Origin of the sequence: Paenibacillus chungangensis (assembly GCF_042675905.1) — a bacterium.
In the GTDB taxonomy this organism is placed as follows: domain Bacteria; phylum Bacillota; class Bacilli; order Paenibacillales; family Paenibacillaceae; genus Pristimantibacillus; species Pristimantibacillus chungangensis.
The window spans coordinates 51,295-74,452 of the sequence record NZ_JBHTJZ010000007.1; the positions used below are offsets into that span (position 1 = coordinate 51,295).

Annotated in this window: 21 protein-coding genes; 2 read left to right on the forward strand and 19 right to left on the reverse strand. The window is 46.2% G+C overall.

All coding sequences use genetic code 11. The features are described from left to right. Positions 1-89: 89 nt before the first annotated feature. The 11 genes from ACFQ2I_RS06990 to ACFQ2I_RS07040 form a co-directional block, all read right to left on the reverse strand. Positions 90-410, reverse strand: a complete 321-nt coding sequence (locus tag ACFQ2I_RS06990; protein ID WP_377563065.1) for a hypothetical protein — start codon at positions 408-410, stop codon at positions 90-92. A gap of 15 nt (positions 411-425) precedes the next feature. Further along, the gene (locus tag ACFQ2I_RS06995; protein WP_377563067.1) at positions 426-1,475 is read right to left on the reverse strand and encodes an RHS repeat-associated core domain-containing protein; all 1,050 of its coding nucleotides are present in this window, start codon (positions 1,473-1,475) and stop codon (positions 426-428) included. A 100-nt stretch (positions 1,476-1,575) separates the two neighbouring features. Then, the gene (locus tag ACFQ2I_RS07000; protein ID WP_377563069.1) at positions 1,576-1,815 is read right to left on the reverse strand and encodes a hypothetical protein; all 240 of its coding nucleotides are present in this window, start codon (positions 1,813-1,815) and stop codon (positions 1,576-1,578) included. 274 nt (positions 1,816-2,089) lie between these two features. Next, positions 2,090-2,479 (reverse strand): hypothetical protein, encoded by a 390-nt coding sequence (locus ACFQ2I_RS07005; protein ID WP_377563072.1) that lies wholly within the window; start codon positions 2,477-2,479, stop codon positions 2,090-2,092. Next, positions 2,464-2,970, reverse strand: coding sequence for a hypothetical protein (locus tag ACFQ2I_RS07010; protein WP_377563074.1), 507 nt, complete (start codon positions 2,968-2,970; stop codon positions 2,464-2,466). The genes ACFQ2I_RS07005 and ACFQ2I_RS07010 overlap by 16 nt, the downstream gene beginning before the upstream one ends. A gap of 495 nt (positions 2,971-3,465) precedes the next feature. Further along, the gene (locus ACFQ2I_RS07015; protein ID WP_377563076.1) at positions 3,466-3,693 is read right to left on the reverse strand and encodes a hypothetical protein; all 228 of its coding nucleotides are present in this window, start codon (positions 3,691-3,693) and stop codon (positions 3,466-3,468) included. After that, the gene (locus ACFQ2I_RS07020) at positions 3,690-3,884 is read right to left on the reverse strand and encodes a hypothetical protein (RefSeq protein ID WP_377563078.1); all 195 of its coding nucleotides are present in this window, start codon (positions 3,882-3,884) and stop codon (positions 3,690-3,692) included. Before ACFQ2I_RS07020 ends, ACFQ2I_RS07015 begins: the two co-directional genes overlap by 4 nt. Positions 3,885-4,226: 342 nt before the next feature. Next, the gene (locus ACFQ2I_RS07025) at positions 4,227-4,610 is read right to left on the reverse strand and encodes a hypothetical protein (RefSeq protein WP_377563080.1); all 384 of its coding nucleotides are present in this window, start codon (positions 4,608-4,610) and stop codon (positions 4,227-4,229) included. Between the two features lie 178 nt (positions 4,611-4,788). Continuing rightward, positions 4,789-5,478 (reverse strand): hypothetical protein, encoded by a 690-nt coding sequence (locus ACFQ2I_RS07030; RefSeq protein ID WP_377563082.1) that lies wholly within the window; start codon positions 5,476-5,478, stop codon positions 4,789-4,791. Positions 5,479-5,614: 136 nt separating this feature from the next. Further along, positions 5,615-6,850: an IS110 family transposase gene (locus ACFQ2I_RS07035; RefSeq protein WP_377563084.1), complete on the reverse strand. Its 1,236-nt coding sequence runs from the start codon at positions 6,848-6,850 to the stop codon at positions 5,615-5,617. Positions 6,851-7,072: 222 nt separating this feature from the next. Then, entirely contained in the window at positions 7,073-7,849 is a 777-nt protein-coding gene (locus ACFQ2I_RS07040; RefSeq protein WP_377563086.1) for a recombinase family protein, read from the reverse strand. A gap of 147 nt (positions 7,850-7,996) precedes the next feature. On the opposite strand from ACFQ2I_RS07040, the gene ACFQ2I_RS07045 reads away from it, so the two are divergent. After that, a complete protein-coding gene (locus ACFQ2I_RS07045; RefSeq protein WP_377563088.1) occupies positions 7,997-8,200 on the forward strand; it encodes a helix-turn-helix domain-containing protein in 204 nt (67 codons plus the stop codon). On the opposite strand, the gene ACFQ2I_RS07050 is transcribed toward ACFQ2I_RS07045, so the two are convergent. From ACFQ2I_RS07050 to ACFQ2I_RS07070, 5 genes are all read right to left on the reverse strand, one after another. Further along, positions 8,197-9,102, reverse strand: a complete 906-nt coding sequence (locus ACFQ2I_RS07050; protein ID WP_377563091.1) for a phage/plasmid replication domain-containing protein — start codon at positions 9,100-9,102, stop codon at positions 8,197-8,199. The genes ACFQ2I_RS07045 and ACFQ2I_RS07050 overlap by 4 nt on opposite strands. Positions 9,103-9,577: 475 nt before the next feature. After that, positions 9,578-9,874, reverse strand: a complete 297-nt coding sequence (locus tag ACFQ2I_RS07055) for a hypothetical protein (RefSeq protein ID WP_377563093.1) — start codon at positions 9,872-9,874, stop codon at positions 9,578-9,580. A 31-nt stretch (positions 9,875-9,905) separates the two neighbouring features. After that, positions 9,906-10,634, reverse strand: a complete 729-nt coding sequence (locus ACFQ2I_RS07060) for a hypothetical protein (RefSeq protein WP_377563095.1) — start codon at positions 10,632-10,634, stop codon at positions 9,906-9,908. Between the two features lie 121 nt (positions 10,635-10,755). After that, positions 10,756-11,991 carry an IS110 family transposase gene (locus tag ACFQ2I_RS07065; protein WP_377563097.1) on the reverse strand — a complete coding sequence of 412 codons (1,236 nt, stop codon included), beginning with the start codon at positions 11,989-11,991 and terminating at the stop codon, positions 10,756-10,758. Positions 11,992-12,175: 184 nt separating this feature from the next. Continuing rightward, positions 12,176-12,952, reverse strand: coding sequence for a recombinase family protein (locus tag ACFQ2I_RS07070; RefSeq protein ID WP_377563099.1), 777 nt, complete (start codon positions 12,950-12,952; stop codon positions 12,176-12,178). Between the two features lie 171 nt (positions 12,953-13,123). On the opposite strand from ACFQ2I_RS07070, the gene ACFQ2I_RS07075 reads away from it, so the two are divergent. Next, the gene (locus ACFQ2I_RS07075) at positions 13,124-13,324 is read left to right on the forward strand and encodes a helix-turn-helix domain-containing protein (RefSeq protein ID WP_138754418.1); all 201 of its coding nucleotides are present in this window, start codon (positions 13,124-13,126) and stop codon (positions 13,322-13,324) included. 374 nt (positions 13,325-13,698) lie between these two features. Here ACFQ2I_RS07075 and ACFQ2I_RS07080 read toward each other — a convergent pair whose 3' ends face one another. From ACFQ2I_RS07080 to ACFQ2I_RS07090, 3 genes are all read right to left on the reverse strand, one after another. After that, a complete protein-coding gene (locus ACFQ2I_RS07080) occupies positions 13,699-14,313 on the reverse strand; it encodes a helix-turn-helix domain-containing protein (protein ID WP_377563101.1) in 615 nt (204 codons plus the stop codon). A gap of 706 nt (positions 14,314-15,019) precedes the next feature. Continuing rightward, positions 15,020-21,127: an RHS repeat-associated core domain-containing protein gene (locus tag ACFQ2I_RS07085; protein ID WP_377563103.1), complete on the reverse strand. Its 6,108-nt coding sequence runs from the start codon at positions 21,125-21,127 to the stop codon at positions 15,020-15,022. Then, positions 21,120-23,153, reverse strand: coding sequence for an S-layer homology domain-containing protein (locus ACFQ2I_RS07090; protein ID WP_377563105.1), 2,034 nt, complete (start codon positions 23,151-23,153; stop codon positions 21,120-21,122). Before ACFQ2I_RS07090 ends, ACFQ2I_RS07085 begins: the two co-directional genes overlap by 8 nt. Between the last annotated feature and the right edge of the window lie 5 nt (positions 23,154-23,158).

Below are 23,158 nucleotides of genomic sequence, written 5' to 3' on the forward strand. Positions count from 1 at the left end.
ACCCGCATGTGGCTAAGTCACTGATTTAATCTGAGACTCTGTATAAGGGGTTGTTTACACGACGCACCTTCAAATTATTTCTTGAAAGGTTAAAAAATGGATAAACTATCGTCCTCCACTTCTCCTATTAAAGAGAATTCTATCGTGTACCGTCCTGCATACAAATTTTTATAATGCAGTTCTAAAGTAACAACCACATGATTATAACCATCCTCCGGCCAATTTGTAATTCTCAACGCAACTGTGCCGATGGATAAATCCAATTCACTTGCCTTAAAGTCCGGAAATGATTTTTGGAACTCTTTATTATGTTCTTTTTTAAAATTGTTGAAATAGTTCCAGAAACTTTTGACGCTTCGTTCTTCCAACCTTTTTTCCGTGACAAACTTTTTTAATCCCTCGACATCCATGTTTTATCCTACTTTCTACTTTTTATGACGCCCAAAGTAAGTGAAAACAACCTTGCCCAGTTTATCATCCCAATTACCGTATATACGATAATCACCAAACTCTTTAGAAATATTTTTCAGCTCATACTGATACCAATTACCGTTGATTTTTGATCCTTGGCCAGTAAGTCTTTTTATTCCCGCTTCTCCCTCTGCTCTAACAAATCCCTTATCCATTGCTTTCAGGAATTCGCCAATGCCTTTTTTCCCAATTTTATTTCTAACCTCATTGTATACAGAATGCTTGATAAAGCCATCTGTTACATTTTTGATAGATAGTGCGGCCCCGCCCCCACCAGATAAATATGCCATTTTATCTGCTGACCACACAAGAAATCCAAAACCTAACGGATCATTTTCAATCCAGCTAAATGTGCTAGCCCAAGCAATCTCCATTACTATGTCCTCAGGAATCATAGCATCGGTCGACTGCATGATCTCGGCCTCACTCCATCCAGCCTTTCTCATTTGATTACGTAACTTATCAGCTTCAGAAGACCAATACGCCATGCCCTTTGTATCATTCTTTTGGTGCGCCTCGTCCCACTTCCATTTCATTTCATTAATTGTCCAGTTAGCAGCCCGATCCGTCGCCCAATGACCAGTTGGGTCAGTATAAATTAATGGATTATTATGCACATAAGCATAACCATTCTGACTCTGAGGATTCCAAATATCTCCCTTATACGTATCCTCACTAATAAACCGCCCGATTTCCGGCTGGTAATACCGAGCTCTTGCATACGTGAGGCCGCTGGAATAATCATACCCTAATCCGGTGTACCCGAACAGGTTGTCCGGGCCCGGCCAGTTCAGATCCATCTTCTTGCTGCCTTGCATCACACCGAATTCATCGTAGTAATAACGGGCCGAGACGCGTCCGTCCTTCTCCGCAAGGCCGATGACGCTGCCAAGGGCATCCTGCATGTACCAAAGCGTCTTCGGCTGCACGCCCACTTCCGCGCCGCCCGCGCCAGGGGTCGGCTCCCAGCCGTTGTTGCTATCATACGCCGGCAGGTAAGTCATGCTCAGTCGTTCGCCGCCTGCACCGTACACATACGTTTCTTTCCACTTCGTCGCATCTGCTTCCGTTACTTGAATCGGCTCGGGCAGCGCCAGGCTTACGTCATTGGTGAAGTTCAGCTCCCAATGCTTCTTCTTGTGCTGCTTCTCCCAGCCGTCGCGGTCCGCCCGGATGCATGTCCGGATATTCCTCATCCACTTGACCGCATTTCTTCGCCAGACCCGGCGGTATGAAGCCCGGCGGCACCACATGGCAGTTGGCTGGGCCATTACCGTTGCCATTGCCGTTGCTGTTCCCGTTATTCCCTTTCGGACCGGCGACGTAATCGATCGTCATTCTCATTCGGTTGCCGTTGCCGTCGAAGCGAAACTTCTTTGAATTAATTTGTAAGATCGTTAATTCTCGTAGGTTAAGGATATATGTCTTGGTTCACCACTTGTAGTCTTCATTTTGTCTTCTCTTTACACAAAGAAACCACATGGAGTTATGAACTACAACCCGTAAGATGGACACTTTAAAAAATGACCTTTTACGGGTTATAGCTCAAAGCTCACATGTGGCAAATAGTATCAATAACTATACAATTTTGTAATGATTACGACAGCCTCACCTCTGTTTATAAAGAATCTATTGTTTTTCTAACTCTAATATCAATTAATTCAGAGTTTTCATTAAATCCAAAAAAGACTTCTACATCTGTGACAAAAAAAATCTGATATTCTCCAATATGAACCGATATACGCTTTTTACCTACTTCCTCTCCGCGATCGATGCTATAACCATTTATATAACTTATTTTAACATCTGACCAATCTTTCTTATGATTTGCGAATTGAATAATATCGTCCATATGTGTTCCCACTGGGAATTGAGACAACATTTTTTGTCGTATTGTGTCCTCTGATCGTGTTAAAGGGTTGAATACAAGTCGTATACCTGCAATAAGTAGGGCAGCAATTAGAATTAGAACGATTACAAAAATTATTTTCTTTACCATATTTTCCACCAAGGTTTCTCTTGTTCTTCTGGTTCTTCTGGTTCACTGAAATATTCGACCTGAACAGGCTTTCCAAATCCAGGGAGAATCCTATCTGGTTTTTCGATTTTGTATCCTGCCGCTTGCAAGAAACCAGTTACAAATGAATTTGAATTGTAACCACTACCTCCGCTTCTCGGGAACAAATCATAGTCAATTGGTTTCAGTTTTGAATTTTCGATGAAGTTGTCGAAAAGTTCCACGAAATATATTAATTCTTGGTCATCTTCCTGTTCACCCAGTTTTATCATATCCGTTTTAATACTAAGATCCTTATCCTTTGGTCTATTAATATCAGCTTTTAGTTTCGGATTTAGCAACCTCGATTGCCCTGCTCCTATAGTCATATACTGCATACCCCTTTCCTGATCAAAATTATCCTGAAAATTCGCAGTATTCCAATACTCACTTTCTTCATCAATAAATATAATTATACTTAAATGATACCGTCCTGCAGCCACTTCATGATCTCCGACGTACATCTCAACCTTATGCCCACTCGGATCAACATACCTCAATGGATTATTATGCACATAAGTATACAGGTTCTGACTCAGCGGATTCGTCAGTTCCCCCTTATACGTATCCTCACTAATAAACCGCGCCCGATCTCCGGCTGGTAATACCGAGCTCTTGCATACGTGAGGCCGCTGGAATAATCATACCCTAATCCGGTGTAGCCGAACAGGTTGTCCAAACCTAGCCAGTTCGGGTCGAATTTATTGTCGTCCAGCATATGCCGAATTCATCATAGCGATAACATAACAATACCCGTCCGTTCTGCTCTATCATGCTAAGTGTACAGCCCAGCGCGTCGGTTAGGTACCACAGCGCCTAATTTTATGAGCTTTCGTAACTCAGATTAAAACAAATAACCGTAAGAGGTCGCTTTTTTTTTCAAGGCGTCCATCTTACGGGTTACAGTTCACACATGTGGTTATTAATTTTATACTTGTTTAGCCCAATCTAACTTTATCCATAATAATTAGCACGATTAAAACTATACTACCAATAAGCATCACATAGCCAGATTTTTTATAACGATTCACCGCTCCTTTTGAAGGCTTCTTTTTCAATGTATTTAACGCAGTAGTCCGCACTGCAATTTCAGGAAAAAAGATGCTCAGCAAAGACAATAGGATGAATGGTATTACAAACATAACCGCTATAATTTTTCCCATCATCTGCTTCCTCCTAAATGCTCTTCCCATTCGGATACAGTCATTGGATATGATGGAGAGAGTAGCTTAAATTTAAATTCGACAACTTCATATCCAAGTAAATAGTCTCCAGTATAAATTGGAATTTCTGCAGCGACACCTACCCCACCACCTACCATTCCCTGAAGTGTGCCTTCATCAACATCATAACTCAATGCACCTTCAGCAATAGTGAAATACGGTAACTGTCTAGCATAGCTTGCAGTTGCAGTTCTTTTTCCAACATCACCTGCAGAACACCTGCGGTAAGCGTAGCTTGGGCTCCTAATTTCCCATTAGCACCAGCTTTGAATGTTAAGACTAGATAGCCTCCCTGAATCATTGCTTGAGCGCTCGCAGAACCTATAACCGAGACAGAGACTTCACCTTAGCGTCTTCGGCTGCACACCCGGTTCTGTCCTGCCTGCGCCCGGCGTGGGTTTCCAACCGTTGTCATGATCATTTGCCTGCAGATACGTCTTGCCGATCCGTTCGCCACCTGCTCGTAAAAATCATACTCATTGAATAATCAAAGTAGTAGGATCACCATTACTATTAACTTTAAACACTACTCGTTGTTTTTCTTTAAATGTACTCCATTTCTCTAAACTATAGTTTTGAAAATGTCTACCGATCTCATTAAATTGAAACTCTACAAAATAGTTCCCGTTGTCCTTGAACTTCTTAGACACAACCCCAGTCAACTTATCGTATACTAATTTTCTATTAATAGACTTCAAGTAGATCTTATCGTCAAGACGTAATGTTACGTAATCATCTATTTTCATTGAACGCCATAACTCTTCATTATTTATTTCTACAGATCTTTTTTTCTTAACATCTGTATTATTCTTCACTACTATAATTAACTTTCCATCATCAGTTACATATTTTTGTTTCACAATTGAGGTTACTTCACGATATTGGCTACTTGGACTATTAGTGAAGCTACATGCATTTAATGTAATTAGCCATAATGAAACTATGAATAGTTTCAGGAGAGTCCTTCTCATAAAAACCACCTCAAATCAATGATTTTTTAATAAGCTGAAGAGAAACATAAGCTCTCTTCAGAAAGTATCACTTTATGTCAGCAGGTCTTTTAGTTCCGAAATATTGGTCTCTCCATGGCACAAAATCTACAACTTTACCACCTTGAGTTACAAATGTAGCAATGTAATCTTCATTCAACTGTTCGATACTCGCCATGGTTGTAGTTGTACCTTCAGTAGGAACTTCTGCTGTACCTACTACTTGAAGTAAAATATCGGCAGGTGTCATGATTGGAATTTTCTTCATCCCATCTGATGGTAATTTCATAATACCAGCAATTTTTTTAGATTGATTACCATACTCTTCATTAGCTTTACTCTGAACATGTATACTTTCACCAGTTGAAATAGAATCTCGCGGTAAAGCATAGTATACGGTATTATTACCATCTACCCTTACAGTTATTGAGTCTTTGGTTCCATCACTAATTATATACCTGCTATATGTGAGTATCTGAACTGTTTGAACTGATTGTGTAGCTTTTAATATCCCTTCTAAATGTGAGTTTTCCTCTCTTAGTAAATCAGCTGCTGCACTATTAGCATCCATTAAACTCTTGTAGTAACTCTTAATACTTCCGACTGAATTTATATAGAGACTATTATAATGGTGCCAATTCGTTTTGTGTTGATTTATTTTCAAGTTAATATCAAACAATTCCTGAGATTCAGCAACATACCCACTAGGATCAGTATAAATCAACGGATTATTATGCACATAAGCATATCCATTCTGACTCTGAGGATTCCAAATATCTCCCTTATACGTATCCTAGTTAATAAACCGTACAATGGGCGATAAAATGGGCGGCAGACTGTTCTTGCACAATCGCCGCCCCGTTAGAAAGATTATATCATGCCGCTTCTTGACTGGGTACTACTGGAATTTCGTATACCTTCTTGGTTTTCATCAGGAAGTACACGACATTGACGAGTTTCCGCATGATGCAGACTATCGCTTGTTGCTTGGTCTTTCCTGCCGCCATCTTCTGCTCATAATAAGCATGGAAGTAAGGATTGCGCGGCTCTTTCTTGGTACGAGTAACCGCGATTTGCCGAATGGCAAGGGCTTTGAAGATGTCATGTAGTTCTCTGTTGCCTTGCTTGCTTTTATAATAACCTACCTTGTTACCTGAACCTTTCATTATTGGAGCAATTCCTGCAAATCGCGCCAGTTTATCCGGTGAAGCAAAACGGTGAATATCCCCAATCTCCGACACCAGTTCCGCCGCTGTAACCAGTTCTATGCCTGTCATTGTTTCCAATTGGAAGCCTAGCTGTTTCATCAGGCTTTCGATTTCTCGTTCGATACGGTTCAATTCACGCTCATAGAATCGGATGTTACGAACAAGCCCTCTGACAATAAAATCACGCTTGTCTTGGAAATCTCGGCTTGTATCGCCATCCTCCGCTATTAGCGTTAGTATCTGCTCAGCTTTCTTGGTCGATAAAGCATAGTTGCTCAGCTTGCGGAGATACGTTGCCAGTTCCTCCACCCCCACGCCTGATAAACGGGAGGGGGATGGATACTTGTGCCAAAACGCTAATGCTGTTTTACCGTCAACCTCGGAGAAGAACTTCTTGTAGCTTGGGTAATGGTAGCCTAGTTGCTGATGAAGTCGCTTTACCATCCCCGTAAGGCTCTTGGCTTGCCATTTCCGTTGTGTGACAAGCTGACTAATCGCCCAATAGAGGTCTATCGGCTTTGCATCCGGCAACTTGTATAGGGAATCTTTAAGAACCAATGCCACGCATTCCGCATCCAAGGAATCGCTTTTCTCAACGGTAACAAGGCTCTCACGTCTTTTGCTTGAAAGCTTTGAATTGACTTCCTTTACCCAACATTTATTTTCAATCAGGTGAACCGCTAATGCTCTACCGTAGCCGCCCACATCCTCCAAGCCATAGACTACGAACATGCCTTTTTTCGTGTGCTTCTTGGCTTCCTTCTCAAGCTGTGGAAACGCTGTCGGTTTGTTGTCGAACTTGATTTCGCCTAGCACTTTACCCCAACAGTCGATAATGACCGATGTATGATGCTGTTTGTGAAGGTCTACCCCCACGTAAACGAGTTTATCCGGCTGAATCATGGTTGCTTCACTCCTTGGGATTGAATGGTTACTGATAGGTTAGAATTGCATCCTCAGCACAAGTGGACACCGCCACAAAGACACGTAAGCAAAACTCTAACCCATGAGTAACCACCCAATCGGATGGTCGGAACAGTCTGATAACATAGAGCCGCATCCTCAGTTCGAGCGGACGAGCCGCAAAGACACGTTAGCGAAATTCTATATTCCGACACGTTCCAGTTAGATGATTGCTTGATGTAGCCCCTCGGCTTTAATGTCACCGTAAAGATACAAGCCTTGGTAAAACTCTTTACGGTCAAGGATTCGCTTGACCTGAACCTTCGTAAACTTTTTGCCTTGCGCTGTCGTAAAGCGGTCATAATTCATCTGATACGCCAATTCCGATAATGACCAGTCAGGGAACAGTTCCTTTAATTCAAATACTCGTTGTACTGCTGAAGCTTCATCGAGATTGATTTCGATTGCCTTCTGACCTTTCTTGGCTTTATATCCGAACGCCGCCCGACCTCCGGCATAGCCGCCCTGCTGTGCTTTCTTATTGCGTCCTCGGCTCAGCTTCATCGAGATTTCAAGCCGTTGGTAAGCATCGAGCAGTTCCATCAGACCGTTGATAAGGAAATCACTTGGGTCTTTCTTGTGAATGGAGTAGGTCGGCTGCTCGATGCTTTTCACATCTACGCCGTACTTCTTGAACTCCCGATGAACTAACACCTTAACGATGTCAGACCGCCATAAACGGCTTGTATTAAGCACTACAACAGCTTCATAGGTTCGTGTGGCTAGGGCGGCTAACATGCTCTGAAAGCCGATTCTGTCCACTTCAAGCGCATTCTCATCCACCTTCGCACCACTGATACCTTCATCCGAAAAGATGTACTGCAAGTTCCAACCTTGCTCCTGACAGTAGGAGCGGATTTCATCCTGTTGGTACGATAAACTGTACCCGTCTTTGGCTTGTCCACTGGTTGAAACTCTGACGTACCCGATGACATTCATGCTGTACTTCCCCCTCCGTTACAATAATTCAGATTTATGTAACGGTATTGCGTTATTTAGCTATATTATATATCGTAGTACCGTTGCAATCAATGGCAAACGGGTGATATATTTAAGAAAATATCGCCGATAGCGGAGGAATACCTTATGCCAGTTCGTTTACGTCTGAAAGAGATTTTGGAAGAACGGGGAATGTCTCAACGAGAATTAGCAAAGCTGATGAACATTCGCCCTAATACCGTCAGCCATCTTTGCTCCGATAAAGTTAATGCGGCATACTTCGATACATTGGAGCAAATCTGCAAAACGCTCAACATCGAACTTCATGAACTCATAATCATGGAGGACTAGACTGCCGTTAGGTCAATCTGCAAGGGCGGCAACGATTCTGTTTCAATGATGTTCTGAACTAGAGCCATCCGGTTACGTAAAGTGCTTGCCTTGAATAGTTGCTTCAAGCCGCCCTCTCCGAACCTTCTGTACAAGTGGATAAAGCCAAGAGCCGTTTCTATTTGAGAAATGGGATGTGACTTTATCCATTCGGACGGAAACTCATCCGGCATCGTAAAACGGAGTAGCGGCAGAACTCCATTCATTACATAACGGAAATACTCCTCAGTCAGCAAGTCCTCGGCTGTTCTTCCATTGGCATACTCTTTCATCTTGTAAACGGGCGGTGAAATCTCCAATCTCAGTGTTCCTGCCGCCCGTTCAATAACATCCTCAGCACATTTTTTCTTCCTGCACTCACATTCTTTGTCGTAGAACATAATACGATTACTCTTGTTTTGGAAGATGACCGTTTCCACTTGGTTATAGACAACCGTATTCATACGTGGGAGCCGCATCATAGCCAGTTGTCGCATGTAATCATGGATTTGCTTGCCTACTCGGAAGTTCCAACAAGCATCTACCCTTAGACATTTCCATTCTTTCTTGCTACGGACTTGGATGCCGAACAGACTATAAAGCTGTTTATGGAGCAAGGTAAAGAAGCGGTCAATCTCTGCTTGCCCCACCATCCGTACATTGTCGCCATAGAGATACTTGGGAATGGATACTTCGATTTCAAGCGTGCAGAACTTATCGTAGTATCTCATATGGGGGATGTTTGCAACGTCTTGGATGATGTACCTTGTGGATTCAGTCATTGTCTCATTGTCGTAGTAGATCATTTGATTATTCTTGTACTGGTTAATGATACTACCGTTCAGAGTAAAGCCTGATGTTCTTAGTCTTACCGTATCGAACATGGTCTGTGCCTCCCTTCTTGTTAAAATCTTGCGTGTTATTCGCTGTGTTACAAGGAAACTAGAATCCGCTCCGCCGCCGCCCGTAAGTTCCCCCTGACACCATAAGTATCGTTACAATTCTCAGATAAGTTGCGGACAAAGCAAATTTGAATATTTATTGTGCGTTTTTGCCTTATTTGGCGAAATATTGCAAGATAACGAACATAATAAAATCACCGTCAAATATGATGTCATCTGCCGATTTTCAAAGTATCTGAGCGAATATATGTATCGCAGAAGGGTTATAAAACTCAACATCCATCCTGTGTGCGTACAATCCAGTTCGATAAAATTTGGTACGGGCATAACAAGGGTAATAATGACTTGAATAGGGATAAGTAAATCAATCGTCACCGGATGGGGTCTATATGGAGCCGCCGCGCCGAACAAAAAAAGAAAACCACAATACGATGTTAATCGCATTGTGGCTTGGTAATTAAAAATCGTGTGGGTCAGACCATTCAAAATCTTGTTCAGTCAATTCTGCTCTACCTTGAAGTGTTCCGTAGAGATACTTAATAGCATCTGCAAGTGCTTCATCAATTGATTTACCTACACCTGAAATCCAATCAGGACATCCATCCTCATCCTTTACTGCAATGTTTGGTAAACCAATAAATTCTCCTGATTCGGTTTCGAGAATCTTAACCTTAAATTTTGCAAACGGTATCTGTTCTCTAGGCCATACATTAAATTCTGCAACCACTTTCTCAATTTTAGAAATACTGTGCATGTTGAGATTTCTCCAATTTGTCATATAATTCCTACTTTCGCTTTGAACTTCCAAAGGAAATAATACTTCCATCCGGAGCCAAATCAATGTATTTACCTAGCTTTTTATACCTTTTAACTCCCGGAACTGCACCTTCAACATTACTTACAGTTGCCCCACGTAGATTTTCACTAAAACCTTTGGCTTTTCTAAGATATTGGTCTGCGTCCTGAGCGCCAACTTCTTTGCCATGCCTTTTATAATGATCCTTAAGTGATTCATCCGGGCTATTATAACTCCCTTTATTCCAAACATCTGCAAAACCGAGAGATGCATCGAGTAGATTTCCTCTTGCCGCGCTAAATCCAACTAACATTCCTGCTTTCACAGTTGGGAAGCCTTCGGCTATTTCCTGTCTAACAATATTCGTTTTTAGTCTATGTTCCATTTGTTGCTGAGTGGTTGCATTTGATAACAGGTATGCTTGATTGTCTCCGGCAAGCCACATATTATAAACATCTTCAAAAGAGTAATACAAATCTTCAAGATTGTCATCAGAAGTAATAGTATAGTCGGGATTATCTGTACGGAATTGAGCCGCAGTATCTCTTATGAACCCTTGGAAATACTCGTTGCCTGCATTATTCGCATAATTGACTTTCATTTTAATTAATGTGGTATCAGTTGAAGAACATCCGTAAATGTTGCCACCGGGCAATACTCCACAATGACCGCTCGGGTCAATAAACTTTAATGGATTATTGCTCACATACGTATACAAATTCAAACTCAGCGGATTCGTGATATCCCCTTCATACGTATCCTAGTTAATAAAGCGTTCAATCTCCAATAAAATGGACGGTGACTGTTTTGCACAATCGCCGCCCGTAATGATGATTATATCATGCCACATTATCACTGGATACTACTGGAATCATGTACTCTGACTTGGTTTTCATCAGGTAATAGATGACGTTGACGAGTTTCCGCATAATGCAGACAATCGCTTGCTGTTTGGTCTTCCCTGCCGCCATTCTCTGCTCATAGTAAGCATGGAAGTAAGGATTTCTAGGCTCTTTCTTGGTGCGCGTAACGGCAATCTGCCGAATGGCAAGGGCTTTGAAGATATCATGTAACTCTCTGTTGCCCTGCTTGCTCTTGTAGTTCCGATGCTTGTTACCTGAGCCTACAGCGATAGGAGCAATTCCTGCGAATCGAGCCAACTTGTCAGGAGATGCGAAACGATGAATATCTCCAATCTCTGCCACCAGTTCCGCCGCTGTAACCAGTTCTATTCCCGTCATGGTCTCTAATTGGAAGCCTAGCTGTTTCATCAGGCTTTCGATTTCTTCTTCGATACGGGTCAATTCACGCTTGTAGAAGCGGATATTGCGGACAAGACCTTTGACAATAAAATCACGCTTGTCTTGAAAATCTAGGCTTGTATCCCCATCCTCGGCTATTAGGGTTAGTATCTGCTCTGCCTTCTTGGTCGATAAGGCATAGTTGCTCAACTTTCGGAGGTACACCGCCAGTTCATCCACTCCCACGCCCGACAATCGGGAAGGAGAGGGATACTTATGCCAAAACGCCAACGCTGTCTTTCCATCCACTTCTGAAAAGAACTTCTTGTAGCTCGGATAATGATAGCCAAGTTGCTGATGAAGCCGCTTGACCATCCCTGTCAGGCTCTTGGATTGCCATTTACGTTGGGTCACAAGCTGACTGATTGCCCAATACAGGTCAATCGGCTTTGCGTCCGGCAGATTCGGCAATTCATCCCGTAAAACCTTCGCCACGCATTCAGCGTCCCACGAATCGGACTTCTGAATCGTTACATGGCTCTTACGTCTTGCATTTGCTAGTTTGGCATTGACTTCCTTCACCCAACAGGATTTCTCCGTTAAGTAAACCGCCAATGCTCTACCGTAGCCGCCCACATCCTCCAAGCCGTATACAACCGACATTCCCTTCTTCGTGTACTTCTTAACTTCCTTTTCTAGAAGCGGGAACGCTGTAGGCTTGTTATCGAACTTGATTTCACCTAACTTTTTATTCCAACAGTCGATGATTACGGCTGTGTGATGCTGCTTGTGAAGGTCTACCCCCACGTAGACTAATTTGTCAGGCTGTATCATATTCCCACTCCTTGTTGTTAGTATTGAATGGTTACTGACGGGCAGGAATCTACACTCCCACACATGAGTAACCACCCAATTGAATGGTTACGGGTATTGTCGGATAATCAGGTCGCATCCTCAGTTCGAGCGGACGAAGCCGCAAAGATACGTTAGCGAATCCTCATTTCCTTCACTACTCCAATTAAATGATTGCTTGATGAAGCCCCTCGGCTTCTATGCCGCCGTAGCGGTAAAGCCCTCGGTAGAAGTCTCTGCGGTCTAATATCCGCTTCACTTGCACTTTGGTGAATAACTTGCCTTGTTGCGTTGTAAAACCTTCCTCGTTCAATGCTGACGCTATTCTCTCAAGTGTCCAAGTCGGGTACTGTTCCCGTATGTCAAAGAGCCGTATAACTGCCTGCGCTTGCTTCTCATTTACTTCGATTGCTTTGTGACCTTTGCAGGCTTTGTAACCGAACGCTACCCTTCCTCCGGCGTAGCCGCCCTGTTCAGCCTTCTTATTGCGTCCTCGACTTAGCTTCATTGAAATTTCAAGACGTTGGTAAGCATCGAGCAGTTCCATCAACCCATTAATTAAGAAGTCAGACGGGTCTTTCTTATAGATGGAGTAAGTAGGCTGTTCGATGCTTTTTACATCTACGCCGTACTTCTTGAACTCTCGATGAACCAGTACTTTCACGATTTCAGACCGCCATAATCGGCTCGTATTGAGTACGACAACAGCGTCAATGGTTTTAGTAGACAGGGCGGCTAGCATGCTCCGAAAGCCAAATCTGTCCACCTCAAGTTCGTCCTCGTCTACCTTTGCACCGCTAATACCTTCATCGCTGTAAAGCTTGAGCAAGTTCCATCCCTGCTCCCGGCAATATGAACGGATTTCATCTTGTTGGTATGAAAGACTGTACCCATCTTTGGCTTGTCCACTCGTTGAAACTCTGACGTAACCGATAACATTCATCCTGTTTATCCCCCTCCGTTACGATAATTGAGATTATTGTAACGCTTAACCGAATCGATTAATTTATTATATACCGCTTAACCGAAACACACAATGACTTTCTACATGAGCGGTGATATAATTGCATCATAAATTCAGTACGGTTAAGCGTTACTCGTCAGGAGGATATGCATGGCAATTCGAGTGAAGTTACGCCAGCTACTTGAGCAAAAAGGAATATCGCAACGGGAACTGGCACGGTTAACAGGATTACGAGCAAGCACAATTAATCATCTGTGTTCTGACAATGTAGACAGGGTTTACTTAGAGACACTGGAACTCGTCTGTAAGACACTGAATGTCAGGATTGAAGAACTAATAGAGATTGATTGAACAGTCATACCGCTGACAGCGGAAACTACGAAATATCTCTCCATTCATGTAAAGAGAAGTCCCTCCCTCTTTACCTTCCAAGAATCAAGAATCTCCCTGAAATTGCAGACCGCCATACGGCGTGTCTGCTGTTTCTTATTCAAATGATTTTTCTCTTGATTCTTGTTTATTGAGTATTGTTAATGATTCTTATTAGTGAGACTGCCAGTCTGTTTACGACAGACTTTGTGTCCTCATTGCAGACAATCCGTCCACGATAACCGACAATATGTAAACATCGCAGACAATTTGTCTACAGTGGCTACTTGACCGCCCTAAACAGACTGTCTGACGGTTGTTAGGACACAAAGTCGTTTGAAATAACAGACAGGTCATTAATTCCTGTTGACATCGGGAGGAAATCGCTTCGCTAATTCTGATGTTAGGAATTGAGCGTAGCTGTCCAGTATCTCCTTCTCTGCGAATTTATCCATAGGAAAGCGATGTTCATGAAGTCGTTGCAGTTGGGCTGTAAACGCTTTGAACTCGTCACCTTTTATAATCCCTTGTACCCACAACGTCAACTCTCGCTCATTGACTTGCTTCCGCACACCGCCAATAAACTCATGTGTCTTCTCGCTCATCAGCAAATACGGGTGGTAGTGAAGATAATTCGGCAGATAATACGTATTGTTCTTTCGCTCTTGACTGACTAGAATCATCTTCTTGTCAGCAAGTTCCTTGATATGCCGCTCTATCGACTTAGAACTACATCCGACATCACGGGCAATCATTTCGATGGTGGGGTAGCACAACGTCTTATCGCTCATATAAGCGATTAAGTCCATCAGAATCAGCTTCTCGTAAGCAGTCAAGCCAATGCAACGTAGAATCTTTAAGGGTACTTTGATATAGCCGTTGTGGTGGGATGTGAACTGATTCGACCGACTTACTTCATCCATGTACGTATTGGCGGCTTGGCTGTTCTTTTTCAACCATAGGTCTTTCATTTTGTTGCCCTCCTATTGAGTGTTCCGCCCTGCGGCGGCTATGAAGTCAGGAAGGTGTATGGCTAGCCTTCACATTGCCTTACCTGTATATATCAACTGGCACGTTACCAGATTGTTCGTTCACTATAGCAATCGCATCATAATTGTCAGTTAGTTGCGGACAAAATCAAAATGCTTCAAGTTTGCCGCCTATACTATAAATTGTCGTGCTATCCATACAAGAAGATGCGACATCTGACCTTTTCAACCTCTCTATCGAGACAGGGGATTGCACAGTTGCAACTCAAATTAGAAAAAACGCAAGAAAGCGAACATAACAAAAAACAGGTCAATCATGGTAGTACCTGACCATAATGAACCTGTTAGATGTAATGCCGAATCGTTAATTAGGTTATAAAATCAAAGCATTTACGTGCGTACAATCATATTTAGGGAATATCATACGGGTATGATGAGGGTTAAGTCTTTTCGAGACGTACCGCCCGATTCATTCGCCACTGGGTGGGTGTTACTATCAAAAAAAAAACCACATGGAGTTGTTACACTCACATGTGGCTACTCTCTTATTCATTCCATTTGGGCGGAGTTGGTAGTAAATATTCTCCAAAAAACCAAATAATCAATATTCCAAGAAGTAAGATACTAAGTGATGATAAAACTATTACTCTTACAATAATTTTCTTCTTCAGGAATATCACCCTTCCTACTACCTGTTATTATACAAATCAATCCCATATTGAATGTAATACTGATCTAACGGATCGTCACCACCAGTAATAGGTATCCAATCATTTTTGTATGTTCCATCTTTAAATTGAGCATAGCTGCCACCAATAAATAAAACCGTATCATTGATACCAAACGCTTTCCCTAAATATCCATATACTATGTTACCAATCGCATCATATCTCATTACATTACCATTAAAATAAAGATATGGGTTACTATTTAGTCCCCAACTGGTTTTAACATCAAGGGCTGATCCGGTATTCACAGCATTATAAAAAGTTTTCAACTTAATATCGTACCTTAAAGAACTCGCATCGGCATACTGAACCTCTAAATTACTAAGAAGAGTAAATACTTTATCTGTTACATTTGGATAGACTACATCTCTATATTTTACATCATCCGGTATTGCAAGCCCTTTATATGTGTAGTAAGTCATCCTTATTGCATCTGCTATTCTTTCTTGCTGATTCAACAAACCTTCCCAATCAGTATCATAAACTTGAGCTTGAAGTGATCTACATAGAGTTGGAAATGAACATGATTTCATTTCTTTTATTAATCTTGATTTCAAATTTAGTATTCCTTCATACCTATCTCCATGAGGTTTTACAATATTAGCCAACTCGTCATTATCACTAGCCTTCGCATGTCCCGACGGATCAATCCATCTAAGTGGGTTATTCTCAACATACGTATAAAGATTCTGACTCAGCGGATTCGTCAATTCCCCTTCATACGTATCCTCACTAATAAACCGCCCGATTTCCGGTTGGTAATACCGAGCTCTTGCATACGTGAGGCCGCTGGAATAATCATACCCTAATCCGGTGTAGCCGAACAGGTTATCCGGGCCCGGCCAGTTCAAATCCATCTTCTTGCTGCCTTGCATCACACCGAATTCATCGTAGTGATAACGGGCTGAGACGCGTCCGTCCTTCTCCGCAAGGCCGATGACGCTGCCGAGGGCATCCTGCATGTACCAAAGCGTCTTCGGCTGCACGCCCGGTTCTGCACCGCCCGCGCCAGGGGTCTTCTCCCAGCCGTTATTATCATCATACGCCGGCAGGTAGGTCATGCTCAGTCGTTCGCCGCCTGCACCGTACACATACGTCTCTTTCCACTTCGTCGCATCTGCTTCCGTTACCTGAATCGGCTCCGGCAGCGCCAGGCTTACGTCATTGGTGAAGTTCAGCTCCCAATGCTTCTTCTTGTGCTGCTTCTCCCAGCCGTCGCGCGGTCCGCCCGGATGCATGTCCGGATATTCCTCATCCACTTGACCGCATTTCTTCGCCAGACCCGGCGGTATGAAGCCCGGCGGCACCACATGGCAGTTGGCTGGGCCTTTACCATTACCGTTGCCGTTCCCATTGCCATTGCCATTGCCATTACCGTTACCATTACCATTTCCATTTCCGTTGCCATTACCATTACCCTTATCGTTGTTCCCTTTCGGTCCCGCGGCGTAATCGATCGTCATCTTCATCCGGTTGCCGTCGCCGTCATAAGCGTAACGCGTCATGTCCCCTTTGCGATTGATCTGCTGAATCAGCCGGTTCGCCCCGTTCCAAGTATATTGCTCAATGACTTCCGGCTCCGACCACTCTGGCTCGCTTAGAACTGCGAGCGAATCATAGTGAGAATCTCCCCCGTTCGGAGCACCCGACTCATAGACGTTACCAGTCACCGTAGCGCCATATACGGATGAAGCAACCGTGGAGTCTGTCTCCGGGAGCTGAAGCATCTTCTCTATGACTTGCAGCAGATTGCCGCGCGGATCGTATACGTAATCCTTGCTCTCGCTGCCGTTCGTCCATTGCAGCAGACGGTCCGCCGCATCGTAGGTGTATGTCTCGGTATCGCTTACTTCGCCCCACACGCTCGTCTTCGACATGCGGTTCCCTACCGCATCATACAGATATTGCGTCGATACCGGAAGCTCTGCGGATTCCGCGTTCTGTGTCTGAACATGAACCAGTTGGTTCAGCGCATCATACGCATAATCCGTTACGATTCGTTCCTCGCTCTCGCTTCCGTCCTGATCATCTTCGTCGTTCCCGTCTGACAGACGCTCGCTGCGGATGCGGTTGCCGACCGGATCGTACGCGTAAATCATTTGCTCCATGATTTTCCCGAATTGATTCCGATGCGTCAGCTCCAACAACTGACCCGCATCGTCATACGTATAGCCGCTTTGCCCCATTGTCGGCAAGTTTTTCGAGGTAAGCAGACCTCTGGGATCATAGGAATAGGTGGTCACTCTTCCCTCGGCATCCGTTACCGCCGTCATCCGGTCCAGCAGGTCGTACTGGTAGCTGACAGTGGTTGCATCCGGATAAATCACCTTGCTCCGCTGCCCGGTTGGCGTCCATTCATAACGAATCGTCTGCTGGTTAGGATCGGTTACTTCCGTCAGCCGGTTCAACGCATCGTAGGCATACGTCGTTGTGCCAAGCTCATCGGTCATCTTCGTTCGGCGGCTAGCCGCGTCGTATTCGTACCCGACCTGCTTGCCGTCCGGGTACAAGATATCCGTTAACCGGCTCAGCACATCGTAGCTGTAGTTGGTCGTTCCGCCGTCCGGAAGCGTCACGCCCGTCACATTGCCGAGACGGTCATGCAGCAGCTCCGTTATGCGCTGCTCCGGACCGATCGTGCGAATGAGCTCGCCCCGCAAGTTGTATTGATAGGATGTCTGCCGCCCGAGCGCATCGGTCTTCGACGAAATATTGCCCATCGCGTCATAACCGTATTCGGTTACGGCCTCAAGCGCATTAGTCACGCGCTGCAGCCGTCCGAGCCCATCGTAGTCGTATTCGGTCGTCTGTCCCTTCGCGTCTGTCAGGACGGTCAGCAAGCCGCGCACGTCGTACTCCATTTCCGTCATCGCGCCAAGCGGATTGATCAGCGCGGTTACTCGGCCCGCCGCATCGTAGCGGTACGTCGTTGCCTTCCCGGCTTCATCCATCGATTCAATTACTCGTCCAAGCTCATCCCGCATCATCTCGGACACTTGTCCGAGCGGGTCCGTCACCTTGACGAGCAAGCCGCGCGGGTCGTACTCCAGCTGCCACTCCGCACCGCCCGGGTTCGTCGTCCGGATCAGACGTCCTGCGGCATCGTACGCATAAGTGGTCTTCTGCTCCAATGCATCTGTCTGTTCCATTATTCTGCCGAGCGCGTCGTAAGCATACCGGACAGATCGGCCGAGCGGATCGGTCTCCTGCGTCAGCCGGCCGGCCGCATCATAGCTTAGCCGCATCTCGCCGCCCGCTGCGTCGGTCACCTTGACCGGCAGATTCCGCTTATCGTACTCCACCTTGGTTTCGCCGCCATTCGGGTCGGTATACCGGATCAGATTGCCGTTCCCGTCGTAGGCATACCAGCTTACGTTCCCTTCCGGATCGGCCACAGTCTCCAGACGGTCCGCCGTATTGTAGGCATATACCGTCTCGGCTCCGTTCGGGTCGATCCGCTTCGTCAGATTGCCGACGTCATTGTACTGGAATCGGGTTTTATTCCCCATGGCATCGGTAACGGCTGTCACTCTGGCGAAGCTGTCATACGTATAGAGGGTACGCCCCCCTTCCGCATCAATGTATGCGGTCAGGTTGCTGTCTTTGTCATACTCGTATCGCTCAATATGGCCAAGCTCGTCGATACGCGCGGTTACTCGGTCACGCGGATCATATTCCAGCCCCGTCCGGCCATCCAGCGCATCCACGATCCATTTCACCCGATGAAGCGGATCGCGGATCAGCTCCTGACGGCCTCCCAGCGGATCCGTCATGATCTTTGCGAAGCCGTATTCGTCATTTTCGATCTGTGCCGTTTCCCCGTTGGCGTTGGTAACGGCACTCGGGATGCCCCGGTCGTCTACCTCGATATGGGATATACCGCCGAGCGCATCGGTCACCGAGGTCAGATTGCCCCGATTGTCATAAGCAAGCGTCGTGGTGTTGCCAAGCGGATCGATGATCTCCTCCGGCAAGTTCAAGGCATTATACCGGATTTCCGTCTGATGTCCTTCCGGGTCCTTGGCGCGGATCAGGTTACCGCTGCCGTCGTACATATAATGCCATATGTTGCCCCTGCGGTCGGTCATCTCGATCAGGTTATCGTGCTTGTCGTAGAGGAAACGTTCCGTTGTGCCATCCGGATATGCCATCGATGTCTTCCGGTAACGCTCGTCGTAGCCGTAGACAGTCTCCCGGCCAAGCGCATCGGTCGTGACCGTCCGCATCTCTTCCGGAAAGTATTGGATACTGCCCTGTACGCCTGCAAAATCCCGCTGACTCACGACGCGATCCAGATCGTCGTATTCATTGATCAGCGACATCGTTTCGTTCGGATTGAAAATTTCAATCAACCGATGCTTGTCGTCGTATTGGTATCCGATTGTTGCCCCATCGGGCAAAACCATCGCTGTCAAATTATGATTGACGGCGTCATATTCGTAGGCAGCATACCGTCCGGTGTGGTCGGTGACGCGCGAGACTTTGCCTCCGTCCCCATAGTCGAATGTTAGGCTGGCCCCGTTCGTGCTTACCTCGGTCAGCAAGCTGCCCAGATATGACAACTGAACGGTGTTGCCGTTCGGATCAACGATTCGGTATAGCTTGCCGTCTCTCCGGTATATGTAGGACCACCGTTGCGGCGTTTGCTGCGTATAGGTGCCGTCGGCATTTCTCGTGAGCGTATCGTATATCCCGTCTTGTCCGGTATAATGACCGCCCAAGGCCGGTTCGAAGCGGTGGCTCGCTCCTTCCGGTGATGCTGCATAGATGACGCCGTCTTCACGGAATTCAAGCCTCCGCTCATACGAATGGGACCAGCCGGCGCCGAAATCACCGTCATTGCGGCTTCGGCTATGATAGGTCAGTGTCAGATCAAGCGGTATAACCGCCTGTGCGGTCATGTTCGTATGCCGGAATACGAAGTCGCCCGTCGCCAGATTGACCGGGTCGAACGCTTCTGCAAGTGGATAATTATTTTTATTTGCGAATTCTTCGTGAATAAGTTCGCTGTCGCCTACAGTAATCTCCCCAGCTTGCTGAGGCTCCGGAATGAGCAGATTGACCCCTGCTTCAATTGGCCCATAGCACACTTGATCATTGCAATCTTCGACAGGAATATTGTTAAACTTGGCAATTTTAGCAATGCTATCTACGATCGCTTGCTTCTCGATGACTTTGTAATAATAGCTCGCCACAACCGCCCAATTGACATTCCAGTCGGGCGCTTCATAACGCAGCACGCTCAATGTTTCTGAGCCTACCGATTGCTTCTTGTCAAATTCCCGTGTGGCGAACGCCTGGATTTCAGCAATTTCATAGAGAGGTAGCGACACTTCAACTTCCCACTCACCCACATACTGTTCCGGGGATTGATCGGTCAAATCTTCAAAATCTGTGAAATACGAAGCATCTACTGGTATTGCGTTCGGTCCCCTTGAATTCACTTGAATGTTATTCTTCAGCGTTTCTTTGGGGTCTTTATCGTAGGTCGTATTGTCTTCGACTCTGCGGATGCGCTTCATCTGCAACTCCACCGTCGTACCGATCTCTGCAATTCCATTGATCATATGCTCCTGGCTGTCCGTATCCGGCTCGATCTTGATGGTCGGCGCCGGCGGAGCCGGATTCACGACGATAACGTCGCCTGATTCCCCGTAATCCGCAAAGCGCGTAGGTGTAACCCGGATCGTATAACTGCCCTCCTCAGCCGGCACGCCATTCACCTTGCCGTCCCAGACAATGGAATGCGCCTCTTCCGTCTTGTACGATCCACTGCTCAGCATGTCAACAGTCGAACCGCTTCTCTCCAGCGTAATCTCCGTATCATGATAATCTTGCGTATCGGAATTGGGGTCCGGATCGTCGAAGCTGAAGTTAATCGTTGTCTGTCCGCCGTACACCGAACTGAACTTGACAGGATCGATCTGCAGCGTTGTTTCCGCATGCGCCTTCGGAAGAAAGGTGTCCGGCAGCAGCGGAAGTCCCGTAAAGAGCACGAGACAAGCAAGCAGCAACTTCCCGATTTGTCCCCATCTTGATATGCGGCTGCGGTTAACAACTTTATCCATTGAATACCTCTCCCTTCATCGTCAACCATCTATAGATGACCGCGGCGGCTTCCGCACGCGTACTTGTATCTCCTGGATGAATCCGGCCGCCGCCTCCTTGTACAATCCCGCTTCGGATCACCGCCTCGACCGATGGCCTGGCCCAAGAGCTCACTTGGCCGGAATCGGCATAATCGGCAATTACGTTGCCGGATTCATCCCTCTTCAGTCCTGCGGCATTCGCCAGCATGACCATCATTTCTTCTCGCGTGACTTCCGCATTCGGCTTGAACATGCCGCCTTCGTAGCCTTTGATCCACCCTGCCGCAGCCGCTTGTTCGACCCATGGAGCAGCCCAGTGTCCTGCCGGCACATCCTTGAATGTTCCAGCATCTCTTATCTCTTCTGTAAGCCCCGCAGCCTCGACCAGCATCTTGGCGAACTGGGCGCGCGTCACGGACTGCTTCGGTTTGAAGTTGCCGGTTGCCATGCCGTTCACAATCCATCTGGCAGCTAATACTTCCACTTCCTGCCTCGCCCAATGGCCGTTCATATCCGTGAACGAAGGTTCATAGGTGAAGAGAGCATACATCCCAGGATGCTTCACCGGAACGTCGACGGTTTGCCATGCCGCATCAACAGTTCCGCCTGCATAGACCCATCTGTCCTCAGCTTCATCATACCTGTACACACCAGTTCGGTTAGCCAGATCGGCGGTCTCTAAAGGGGAGGCCAGTGCGATTGTCAACATCGCAGGCTTCATGAGCTCCGTTTCCGCCGTCCACTTCCAAGCGATTCCGGTCCAGGTCATCCCTTTCACCTGCTTGCCTTTCGTTCCAAGATCGCTATCCGAGTGGCTCTCCAGCACTACACGTGTTTTCGCCTCGAAGGTTCCTTGTTCGAATGACAGCCATGCCGATTCTCCGACCGCTACCTTGCCGCCGTCCGGTCCGATCACGACGCTTTCCGATTGCCGATCGGAATCCGCATTCGATGAATTGCCCGCTGGTTGGCTTGAGCCGCCTTCCGTCTGAATAATCGTTCGGATATTTAGATTCCCGTCCTGAACAAGCGTCAACTCATTACCGTTGAATCCTACAAAATCCCGAGGTCTTGTCGCGCCAAGGCTGAAGACATCCCCGCTATTCAGATCAGCGCCTTTCATGATCACTTCATCGCCGGATTTCTCCAGCCAGACGGCCGTCCCGTTCGAAATGCTCATATGTTTATATTCAGCCTCCGGCTTGGCCGGCTCGGTCAGATCGACAGGCTGCGAGTTGCTTTCACCCAGATCCATGAACGTATACTTGCTATTGCCGTCCAGATCTTTCTGCTTCCACAGAATCTGTTCGCCGTTAAAAACAAAGCGCTCTACATATTGGGAAAAGGGGAGTTCCAAAATTTTCTGATGGCTTCCGCCCGCGATCTCATATGCATACAGATCTCCATCCTCCGCCCCTTTATAGACGATGCGCCCGTTTCCAATGACCGGATTTCTGCCATTCCCCAGTTCGGTTAATGCCCCGCTCTCCATATCGTAAAGATGCATTTCGTAACTCGGGTTCGTCTGCCAGACGATATAGTTCCCGTCGATTGACGGCGCCTTGTGCTGACCGACCGTATCGTTTATTTTCGACTCGGTATTCGTCGTTACGTTGTAGCTGTAAATATCCCAGTTCATATCGGTCGCACCTTCTTGGTAGTTCCTCCGGTCCACCCATACGACGATCGCTTCCCCCTGTGCGTTCATCCCGATTGCGGGCGTATCGGCCGGCCTGCCGTGATCGGTAACAGCTACCATGAGGCCGCTTTTCACATTGCCATAATGAATTTGCCCGCCCGGACCGGAACCGTCTGCTCCTTTTCCCCGCCAGACGACGTGCTCACCGCTCATTCGCACCGGGCTGCCGTTAATGCTGAACGAGGATACCTCGTCCTTGTATGTATAGGCGTTCTCTGCAGAAGCCCCCTGTCCGTTTGAAAACATCAATCCTCCCAGCATGCTTGTGATCACAATCCCTTTTAATGCCTTGTTCCATACTCCCATAACCC